The sequence below is a fragment of the Erythrobacter sp. WG genome, assembly GCF_026586795.1.
In the GTDB taxonomy this organism is placed as follows: Bacteria; Pseudomonadota; Alphaproteobacteria; order Sphingomonadales; family Sphingomonadaceae; genus Erythrobacter.
The window spans coordinates 40,039-49,715 of the sequence record NZ_JAPFGY010000025.1; the positions used below are offsets into that span (position 1 = coordinate 40,039).

Consider the following 9,677-nt stretch of genomic DNA (forward strand, 5'->3'; position numbering starts at 1 on the left):
CGCAAGCCTCCGCGCCTGCCTACCGGCCGCTGCGCCCCGCCCTGTCGCGGCCCGCGCCGCGTAGGATCGGCGGGCGGGCGCGTGTCGTCCAAATTCGTGTAGGAATTCGCCCCCGGCGCGTGGGCTCACGGCGCGCCGCCGAGGCCGAGCCACACGGCAAGCGCCGCGCCGCCCACCACCTGGAGCACGGCGATCGCGTGAAGCTGGCCGGAGAAGGGCTGCTTCCGCGTCTTGTGCCGGAACAGCGCACGCCCGGCATAGGCCCCCGGGGTGCCGCCGATCAGCGCGAGCCGCAGCAGCGTCCCCTCCGAGATCCGCCACGCCCCTTGTTCCGCCCGCGCCTTGTCGATCCCGAAGGCGGCAAAGGCGCAGAAGTTCACCGCGATCAGCGCCGTGGCGATGTTGGCGGGGGTGAGGAGCGCGAGGAGGTCCATGCAGGAAAGCGATAGCGCGCAAGGGGTTGCGGAAGGGTTGAGGAGAAGGGCCCACCCCTAACCCCTCCCGCAAGCGGGAGGGGGACCTCCTTCTCCCCTCCCGCTCGCGGGAGGGGCCGGGGGTGGGCACGCCTTGCCCGCAAACCCGCCCGCTCGTATCCTACCCCCCCATGCCCACCTTCGCCCCCCGCGACACCGCCCGCGCCCGCAGGCTGCGACGCGAGGCGACGCCGGCGGAGCGGGCGCTGTGGGCCTATCTGTCGAAGAGCCAGCAAGGCGCGAAGTTCAGCCGCCAGATGCCGGTCGGCCCGTTCTTTGCCGACTTCCTGTGCCGGGAGTTGGCGCTGGTGATCGAGCTCGACGGCCACAGCCACGACATCGCCCCTGAGCGGGACGCGCGCCGCGACCGCTGGATGGCGGAGCAGGGATTTACCGTGTTGCGCTTCACCAACGACGATGTGCGCGGGAACGTAGAGGGCGTGGTAGCCGCGATCCGCGCCGAGGTCGGGCGGCTGCGGGGGTTGAGAGGAAGCTGACTCCCCTCCCGCTTGCGGGAGGGGCAGGGGGTGGGCCTGTCACAAGGCTCGCTGCGCTCGCGCCCACCCCTAACCCCTCCCGCAAGCGGGAGGGGGCCTACCGGCGGCAAGCGATCGGAGTCGGGCCTCTCCGACACCCCTTCCCGCCTGCGGGAAGGGCGCGAGACTTGGCGGCTCTGCCGCCTAGTCGCAGCGGGTTGGGCCTACGCCGAGGGCAAGAAATGAACCGATGAAATGACGGCGATTACGCGGCGGACCGCTTGGGTGCGGGAAGCGCAGGCAATTTGTATGCTGCGAGCGCGGCATTTGCAGCAGCTGCTGTAATGCCCTTCCTAGCGACTTGCCCCTTGATGTAGGCGACCAGCTTTCCGCCTCGGATGTAATCTTCGCGAAGCCACCGCTTGAACTCTCCGAGCGCAGCTTCCGGGTAGGCCCAAGGTGTCTGAGGATTGGAAGCCGCCTGCGGGAAATACGCCGGGTAATTATGCTCATAGTCAAGTCGCTGACCAAAGCGATCAGCAAGGCGGTTATCAACCCAGTGCTTGCTCCAGCACTTGCCGATGCTTATGTCAGGGATGACCCCGTCATCGGTGTACACCCCGCCCTGCCCGAGCGTAACCGTTACCTCCGCACTTTCCTTGAAGATGCTGAAGTAGCCGTCAGGCGCACTGTTGTAGACGAGTGAAACGCGATCGTGGAACGGCTTCCACAGGTCGTCCATTTGCCGGCTCGGCGTGTATCCAAGTGTCTCGTAGATCGCATCCCGGAAGCCCTTCCGAGCCAATATGCGGAAATTGTCTCGTGCTTCTTCTTGGCAAAACTGCCCAGCTTCAAATGCATAGTATTCTATGACCGCGAGCGAAATCTCTTCGCGATATGCGTAAAGCACTCTGCCGCCGACCTGAACGGGGACATGGGCTTCCGAAAGTGAATGACCGTTCTTGGCCAAGATATCGCGAATCTTGCTGATGCGGGGCTTGGGCAGGTCGTCCTGCCATTGAGTGCTGATGGTTCCGATGTGGGCGTTCTCAACACCGCAGAGTACTGCAAGACCGCGCTGAGTTAGAAATGGCGTGCCATCGCTCAAGATACCCATGCCGAAGGTGTTCAGACGCGCGCCATCCAGCTCCTCAAGAGCGAGTTGGCCCTGTGCTTCATCTTGCCTGAGGCTCGCGGGGAGCCGGAAAACTGAAACCATCTCGCTCTCGCTCCTTCTACCTACTCCGCAGCCTCAGCCCCAAACAGCCCAGCCTCGGCCTCTTCAGCCCCCGCCTCATTCGCAGCCTTCGCCTTCTGGCGCTTGTCGAAGCTCGACCAGACGTCGTTCCAGTTCCCCCGCGTCGCGCCCTTCGAGTATTCGGTCGCGCGGGTTTCGAAGAAGTTGGCGTGTTCGACGCCGTTCAGCAGCGGGGTCAGCCACGGCAGGGGGTGTTCCTCGATCATGTAGATCTCCTGGAGGCCCAACTGCTTCAGGCGCCAGTCGGCGATGTAGCGGATGTAGCGCTTGATCTCCTTGGCGCTCATGCCGTCGACCGGGCCCATTTCGAAGGCGAGGTCGATGAATGCGTCCTCGAGGCGGACGGTCTTCTGGCAGATGTCGATGAGGTCCTCCTTCACCGCCTTGGTGAGGCACTGGCGTTCCTCGCAGAAGGTGTGGAAGAGCTTGATGATGCCCTCGCAGTGGAGGCTCTCGTCGCGGACCGACCAGCTGACGATCTGGCCCATGCCCTTCATCTTGTTGTGGCGCGGGAAGTTCATCAGCATGGCGAAGGAGGCGAACAGCTGGAGCCCCTCGGTGAAGCCGCCGAAGGCCGCGAGCGTGCGGGCGATGTCTTCATCGGTGTCGACCCCGAACTGGCCGAGGAAGTCGTGCTTGTCCTTCATCTCCTCGTATTCGAGGAAGGCGGAGTATTCCGCCTCGGGCATCCCGATGGTGTCGAGCAGGTGCGAATAGGCGGCGATGTGCACCGTCTCCATGTTGGAGAAGGCGGCGAGCATCATCTTGACCTCGGTCGGCTTGAACACCCGGCCGTAGTTTTCGTGGTAGCAGTTCTGCACCTCGACGTCGGCCTGGGTGAAGAAGCGGAAGATCTGCGTCAAAAGGTTGCGCTCGTGATCGGTGATCTTCTGCGCCCAGTCGCGGCAATCCTCGCCCAGCGGCACTTCCTCGGGCATCCAGTGGATCTGCTGCTGGCGCTTCCAGAAGTCGTAGGCCCAGGGGTACTGGAAGGGCTTGTAGGTGTTGCGGGCTTCGAGCAGCGACATGGGCGGATACTCCTTCGCGTGTGTTCTTGGCAGATACGCGCGTGGGGCGCGTCCGGATTCAGGTTTCTAGGGCGCGTAGGCGACGAGGACGTAGAGGCAGAAGGGCGCGAACATCGAGACCATCGCGACGTGGATCATCGCCGCGTTGCGGGCGTGGCCGGGGCGGTTGCGCCTGAGCTCGCGCCACGCGTTGAAGGCGAAGACGAGGCAGGTGACGAGGCCGAACAGGCCCATGGCAAATGGCAGGTTCACGTCTTGCTTCTCCCCCTGAACGCGCGGTGCGGGCGTGGGCGGCAGGGCTGTCCCCGCGCCGCCCGGCCCGGCCCGGCCTTACTGGCAGCTCAGGCATTCCTCGTAATCGGTCTGCTCGCCATTGGCGGACAGCTCGATCTTGGGGGCTTCCGAGGTGTTGTCCGCCTCGACCCCGCCGGCGAACCCGGCGCGCTGCACCGACTTCGAGCGCAGGTAGTAGAGCGACTTGATGCCGCGTTCCCACGCCTGGTAGTGGAGCATCATCAGGTCCCACTTGTCGACATCGGCCGGGATGAACAGGTTCAGCGACTGGGCCTGGTCGATATAGGGCGTGCGGTCGGCGGCGAATTCGAGCAGCCAGCGCTGGTCGATCTCGAAGCTGGTCTTGTAGACCGCCTTCTCCTCCGGCGTCAGGAAGTCGAGGTGCTGGACGCTGCCGCCCCGCTCGAGGATCGAGTTCCAGACATTGGTCGAGTTCTTGGCCTTCTTCTCGAGCAGCTTCTCGAGATAGGGATTGCGCACGATGAAGCTGCCCGACAGGGTCTTGTGGGTGTAGATGTTGGCCGGGATCGGCTCGATGCAGGCGCTCGTGCCGCCGCAGATGATCGAGATCGAGGCGGTCGGCGCGATCGCCATCTTGCAGCTGAAGCGCTCCATCGCGCCCATGTCGGCAGCATCGGGGCAGGGCCCACGCTCCTGCGCGAGCAGCATCGACGCTTCCGAGGCCTTGGCGTGGATGTGCTTGAACATCTGCAGGTTCAGCGCCTTGGCCATCGCGCTTTCGAAGGCGACGCCCTTCTGCTGCAAGTACGAGTGGAAGCCCATCACCCCGAGGCCCACGCTGCGCTCGCGGCTGGCGGAGTACTTGGCGCGGGCCATCTCGTCCGGCGCGCGGTCGATATAGTCCTGCAGCACGTTGTCGAGGAAGCGCATCACGTCCTCGATGAACTGCTTGTCGCCCTTCCACTCTTCCCAGGTTTCAAGGTTGAGCGAGGACAGGCAGCACACCGCCGTGCGGTCATTGCCCAAGTGGTCGATGCCGGTCGGCAGGGTGATTTCCGAGCACAGGTTCGAGGTCGAGACCTTGAGGCCGAGATCGCGGTGATGCTTGGGCATCATGCGGTTCACGGTGTCGGAGAAGACGATGTAGGGCTCGCCGGTCGCCAGCCGGGTTTCGACCAGCTTCTGGAACAGCGAGCGCGCGTCGACCTTGCCGCGCACGCTCCCGTCACGCGGGGACTTCAGCTCGAATTCCGCGCCCTCACGCACGGCCTGCATGAACTCGTCGGTGACGAGCACGCCGTGGTGAAGGTTCAGCGCCTTGCGGTTGAAGTCGCCGCTCGGCTTGCGGATTTCGAGGAACTCCTCGATCTCCGGGTGGCTGATGTCGAGATAGCACGCCGCCGAGCCGCGCCGCAGCGAGCCCTGCGAGATCGCCAGAGTCAGCGAATCCATAACCCGCACGAAGGGAATGATCCCGCTGGTCTTGCCGTTAAGGCCGACCGGCTCGCCGATGCCGCGGACATTGCCCCAATAGGTGCCGATCCCGCCGCCCTTGGAGGCGAGCCACACGTTCTCGTTCCAGGTGCCGACGATCCCTTCGAGGCTGTCCTCGACGCTGTTGAGGTAGCACGAGATCGGCAGGCCGCGGTTGGTGCCGCCGTTCGAGAGCACCGGCGTCGCGGGCATGAACCACAGGTTCGAGATGTAGTCGTAAAGCCGCTGGGCGTGCTCCTGATCGTCCGCATAGGCGTCGGCCACGCGGGCGAAGAGATCCTGATAGACCTCGCCGGGCAGCAGGTAGCGGTCGGTCAGCGTGTCCTTGCCGAAATCGGTGAGGCGCGCATCGCGGGCGGGATCGGTGACAATCGTGAAGCGCCGGTCGTTGACCTTCTTGCTGTCCACCTTGGCCGCATCCTTGACCATTTCGGCCATCGCGCCGGCCAGCGCCTCGCCCGCCTTGGCGGCGATCAGCGTGTCGGTGCCCGCATCGCTCGTCTTCATCGTCACAGCCTTTCCGTCCCCCGTCGCAGGCGCGCCCGCATCTTGTTCTTCGATCACATCATCCGGCACGTTGTCGCTCGCCTTGAAATCCATAAGTCGCCCACCTTGTCCCCCGAATCGGGACCATGCCACAAGGGGCCGTGTTCCGATTCTGTTCTATACCGGCCAGTCCACAGACTTGCCAACATCCCGGCCCCGTCTCCGTCGTGTCGGCAGGTCGATCGACCCGGTTCGCGGCGTCGCCGCAATGCCCCGGCATTAGCGAATCCCGTTCTGCTTGCCCTCTGGCGGGGCGGCGGGATTTCACCATTGCTTGGGGTCGCTTTCGCAGCGAACCACTAGATGATGAATCAGCGCGGGAATCCCGTCAACGCCCGATTAAGCACTCGGTTACCATCCGGAGCCTTCATACCTGCGTCACAAACCCGCGACGCGTGGAGCAAGCTTGAGTCGCGGACCCCGCAAGCCCCAAATTGAATCTGTGCAGAAAAAGATGGGGTCTGAATCAATCGAATCCACCCGTGAATCTTTTGCACGCGCCAGGCTTAGAATGTTGCGCTGGCGGGCCCGCGATATGTGCGCCGGAAGGTCGCTTCCCGGCCTCGCGGCGCACCGGGTCATCGGGGCGTCAGGGTGAGGCTGATCGTGCAGACCAGCCCTTCGGGCGCAAATTCGAGTTCGGCAGACCCGCCGAATTCGTAAGCGAGCTGGCTCTCGACCAGCTCCACCCCGAGCCCACGGCGGGTCGGCGGCGTCACCGGCGGGCCGCCGCGCTCCTCCCAGACCAGCCGGAGCATGGGCGTCCCGGCGCCGGGCGCATCGCTCCAGCGCACCGCGATGCGGCCCTCGGGCGTGCTCAGCGCGCCATACTTGATCGCGTTGGCGGCGAGTTCGTGAAGCGCCACCGTCAGGCTCACCGCGATCTTCGGAGAGACCATCGTCGACGGCCCGCCGAGCGTGAAGCGGTCCGGGCCGAAGGTGCGCGCGGCGCTGGCGACGATGTCTGCGAGCGCGGTCGGCTCCCAGGCGTTGCGGGTCAGCACCTCGTGCGCCTCGGACAGCGCGGCGATGCGGTTCATATAGCTCTGCAAGGCCGCCGGATCGCTGCCGCCGAAGGTCTGGCGGGCCATCGCCTGCACCGTGGCGAGGGTGTTCTTGACCCGGTGGTCAAGCTCGTTGACCAGCACCTGCCGCATCGACGCGGCGCGCTTCTCCTGAGTGATGTCGCGCACCTCGATGACCGTGCCGATGGTCCGCGAGGCTTCGTCGCGCACCGGACTGGCGCAGAACGCCACGGGGTAGAAGTGCCCCCGCCGGTGCACGAACAGCTCCTCGCCGCGCATCTGGTTGTGTTCGGGAAAGGCGCGGTCGATGGCGCATTCGGCGAGCGGGTAGGGGCTGCCGTCGGGGCGGGTGTGGTGGATGATGTCGTGCAGCGGCCGGTCGGCGGCGAGGATCTCGGCGAGGGTGAAGCCGGTGAGCTGTTCGGCGGCGGCGTTCATGTAGATGCAGTGCTGGCGGTCATCCATCAGGAAGATCGCCACCGAGGCATTGTCGAGCACCGCCTGCAGCCGCAGGGTGGCGCTGGACAGGCCGGTGGCCGGGCCGCCCTCGTGACGTTGGTCGATCATCGGACCTTGCTCGCGCAAGATTTGTGTGCAGGGCACAAACTAGGTTGCCGCCGAGGGCGTCAGGTTCAACGGTTTACCGCATCGCCGGCGGCGTCCACGATGGCCTGCGCGGTCCTGTAGTCGGGCTTGCCGTTGTTGAGCCGCAGCGCGCTCTCGGTCAGCACGTAGCGGCGCGGCACCTTGTAGGCCGCGAGCCCCGCGCGAGCGTGGGCGTCGAGAGCATCCGCGAGGGAGCCCTCGGCTGCGCCTTCGGGGGGAATCCGGGGCTGCACCACCGCCACCACCTTGCGCCCGAAGCGCGGGTCCGGGAGGCTGACGACGCGCACGTCCCGGACCGCCGGATGCTCCATCAGCACCGCCTCGACCTCCTCGGGGAAGACCTTCTCGCCGCCGGTGTTGATGCACATGTTGTCGCGGCCGATGAATTCGAGGCTGCCGTCCGCCGCCCAGCGCGCGCGGTCGCCGGTCATCAGCCAGCGCTTGCCGTCGATCACGGGAAAGGTCGCGGCGTTCTTCTCGTCCTCGCCGAGGTAGCCCAAGGGCAGCGGGCCGGTGCGCGCGACGATGCCGACGCCCGGGGTGCCGGGCGGGATCTCGCGCAGGTTCTCGTCGAACAATCGCACCTCGCGGCCCGGACCGGGGATCGGCTGGAACCGGCCCCCGCCGCTCGATCCGGCGGCGGTGGTGAGCACCACCCCGGTGCCCGAGCTCTCCGACGATCCGAGGGCATCGATGATCGTCAGTCCCGGCGCATGGGCGAGCAGGCGTGCCTTCAGTGCGGGCGAGAACACCGCGCCCGAAGAGGCGACGGTGCGCAGCGAGGCGAGCGCCTCGGCGCCGTCGCCGCGCGCATCGAGCCGCTCGGCGAGCGGCAGGGCGAAGGCGTCGCCGACGATGAACAGGCTCCGCGCGCCGAGGCGGCGCACCTCGTCCAGCGCGCAGTCGGCGTCGAATTTCGGCGCGGGGAGCAGCGCCAGCGTGCCGCCCTTCAGCAGGTGGATCAGCGCGCTGAATAGCCCCGCCCCGTGCATCAGCGGCGAGAGCAGCAGCAGCGGCGAGGTGTTGGCCGGATGCCCGGGGGCGATGCGGACCGCCTCGGCGACCTGTTCGGCGAGGCTTCGGGCCATCAGCGGCGGGGTGCCGGGCGGGCGGGTCCAGACGCCGATGTTGAACGCCGCCCAGGCCGCGCGCATCGGCCACATCACCGCCTTGGGCATCCCCGTCGTGCCGCCGGTGGCGGTGAGGAACAGGGCATCGGGATCGTCGTGCACGGCGAAGCCTTCGGGCAGCGGGCCCGCGCACAGGCTGTCCCACTCGGCGCTCCCCACCGCGATCACCGCCGCGCCCTGCGGCATCGCCGCACGCGCCGTCCCGGCGAAGTCGCGCTCGGCGAACAGCGCCTTCATGCCGAACCGCGTGGCGATGTCGGCGAGCTCGCGGCGCTGGTAGTGGTAGTTGACGTTGACCGGCACCAGCCCCGCCTTGACGCAGCCGAACCAGGCGAGGAGGTATTCGGGCGTGTTGCGCAGCATCTGCCCGGCGATGTCGCCCGGCTTCAGCCCGCGCGCCGCAAGCCCCGCCGCAATTCGGTCGGTCAGCGCACCGAACGCGCCCCAGGCGACCACCCGCTCGCCGTGCACCAGCGCCGGGCGATCGGCCGGGATCGCCGCCGCCAGCGCCTTCAGCACCAACCCGAAATTCGCGCCCTCGAACATCCTGCGCGCGCCCTCCCTCGTCCCGAGCCCCTCGCCGGACCCGTTGTTCCGCAGGCGAGGGCCGAGGACAACCGCAAAGATCGCGCGGCGGCGGCGGGACCGGGGCCGCGCGCAAGAGCACAAGAGCAGGGGCGGGAGCGCAAGGCGGGCGCGGCGGCGCGTGCCGCCGCAGGCCCCGCGCCCGGATGCGCCCCCCGGACAGGGCATCGCTGAAGGTCCGCCCCGCCGCCGTCGCCGCCCCGGCGCGGCCCGATCGCCGCGCCGGGGGGCGAGGTTGCCGACGCGGAGCGCGCCCGGACAAAGGTCGCGGGCCGCGGTGCCGTTTGGCGCGGCACCTCGCTGCGGGCGACGCTCGGCGGTCGGCTCGCGACGCCTGCGGGAGCGGGCGCGGCGGCGCGTGCTGCCGCTGGCCTGCGCCCCGGCTCCGTCCTCGGACCCTGCACAGCCGCAGGTTTGCCCCGCAAGCGTCGCCGGAGCACGGCGCGGCCCGACCGCCGCGCCGAGGCGGCGAGGTTGCCGACACGGCGCACGTCCGGGGTGGAAGGTCGCGGGCGGCGGGTCACGGGCGGCGGGTGGCGGGACTGATCGCCCGTTCCATGTGGCGGCACCGGCAAGAACCGCGCCTGCACCTTGACGAAGCAACGCGCCGCCCGGCTCGCCCCTCACCAAGGCACGTAGACCGCTAGCACCCTGCACCCCGCGCCCCGCCACATCGGTGGCAGCCCTGCCTCGCAAGTGTGGCAGACCTCGAGGAAGCTGAAGCGGGGGGGGGGGGGGGGGGGGGGGGGGGGGGGGGGGGGGGGGGGGGGGGGGGGGGGGGGGGGGGGGGGGGGGGGGGGG

Annotated in this window: 8 protein-coding genes; 1 reads left to right on the forward strand and 7 read right to left on the reverse strand. The window is 67.8% G+C overall.

What is annotated here, in order from left to right:
- Positions 1 to 125: 125 nt before the first annotated feature.
- A complete protein-coding gene (locus OPU67_RS12645; RefSeq protein WP_267620120.1) occupies positions 126 to 434 on the reverse strand; it encodes a DUF1294 domain-containing protein in 309 nt (102 codons plus the stop codon).
- Positions 435 to 604: 170 nt separating this feature from the next.
- Between OPU67_RS12645 and OPU67_RS12650 the strand changes: the two genes are divergently transcribed.
- Positions 605 to 970, forward strand: a complete 366-nt coding sequence (locus tag OPU67_RS12650; RefSeq protein ID WP_267620123.1) for an endonuclease domain-containing protein — start codon at positions 605 to 607, stop codon at positions 968 to 970.
- A 244-nt stretch (positions 971 to 1,214) separates the two neighbouring features.
- On the opposite strand, the gene OPU67_RS12655 is transcribed toward OPU67_RS12650, so the two are convergent.
- From OPU67_RS12655 to OPU67_RS12680, 6 genes are all read right to left on the reverse strand, one after another.
- Entirely contained in the window at positions 1,215 to 2,168 is a 954-nt protein-coding gene (locus OPU67_RS12655) for a hypothetical protein (protein WP_267620124.1), read from the reverse strand.
- Positions 2,169 to 2,188: 20 nt separating this feature from the next.
- Positions 2,189 to 3,235 (reverse strand): ribonucleotide-diphosphate reductase subunit beta, encoded by a 1,047-nt coding sequence (locus tag OPU67_RS12660; RefSeq protein ID WP_267620126.1) that lies wholly within the window; start codon positions 3,233 to 3,235, stop codon positions 2,189 to 2,191.
- A 66-nt stretch (positions 3,236 to 3,301) separates the two neighbouring features.
- Positions 3,302 to 3,487: a hypothetical protein gene (locus tag OPU67_RS12665; RefSeq protein WP_267620128.1), complete on the reverse strand. Its 186-nt coding sequence runs from the start codon at positions 3,485 to 3,487 to the stop codon at positions 3,302 to 3,304.
- A gap of 78 nt (positions 3,488 to 3,565) precedes the next feature.
- On the reverse strand, positions 3,566 to 5,584 hold the full coding sequence (locus OPU67_RS12670; protein ID WP_267620130.1) for a ribonucleoside-diphosphate reductase subunit alpha: 2,019 nt from the start codon (positions 5,582 to 5,584) through the stop codon (positions 3,566 to 3,568).
- 524 nt (positions 5,585 to 6,108) lie between these two features.
- Positions 6,109 to 7,122: a sensor histidine kinase gene (locus OPU67_RS12675; RefSeq protein ID WP_267620132.1), complete on the reverse strand. Its 1,014-nt coding sequence runs from the start codon at positions 7,120 to 7,122 to the stop codon at positions 6,109 to 6,111.
- 65 nt (positions 7,123 to 7,187) lie between these two features.
- On the reverse strand, positions 7,188 to 8,837 hold the full coding sequence (locus OPU67_RS12680) for an AMP-binding protein (protein WP_267620133.1): 1,650 nt from the start codon (positions 8,835 to 8,837) through the stop codon (positions 7,188 to 7,190).
- Positions 8,838 to 9,677: the final 840 nt, after the last annotated feature.

Coding starts and splice junctions, on each gene's coding strand:
- OPU67_RS12660 (WP_267620126.1), bottom strand. CDS start 3,235: ATGTCGCTGCTCGAAGCCCGCAACACCTACAAGCCCTTCCAGTACCCC.
- OPU67_RS12650 (WP_267620123.1), top strand. CDS start 605: ATGCCCACCTTCGCCCCCCGCGACACCGCCCGCGCCCGCAGGCTGCGA.
- OPU67_RS12680 (WP_267620133.1), bottom strand. CDS start 8,837: ATGTTCGAGGGCGCGAATTTCGGGTTGGTGCTGAAGGCGCTGGCGGCG.
- OPU67_RS12655 (WP_267620124.1), bottom strand. CDS start 2,168: ATGGTTTCAGTTTTCCGGCTCCCCGCGAGCCTCAGGCAAGATGAAGCA.
- OPU67_RS12675 (WP_267620132.1), bottom strand. CDS start 7,122: ATGATCGACCAACGTCACGAGGGCGGCCCGGCCACCGGCCTGTCCAGC.
- OPU67_RS12645 (WP_267620120.1), bottom strand. CDS start 434: ATGGACCTCCTCGCGCTCCTCACCCCCGCCAACATCGCCACGGCGCTG.
- OPU67_RS12670 (WP_267620130.1), bottom strand. CDS start 5,584: ATGGATTTCAAGGCGAGCGACAACGTGCCGGATGATGTGATCGAAGAA.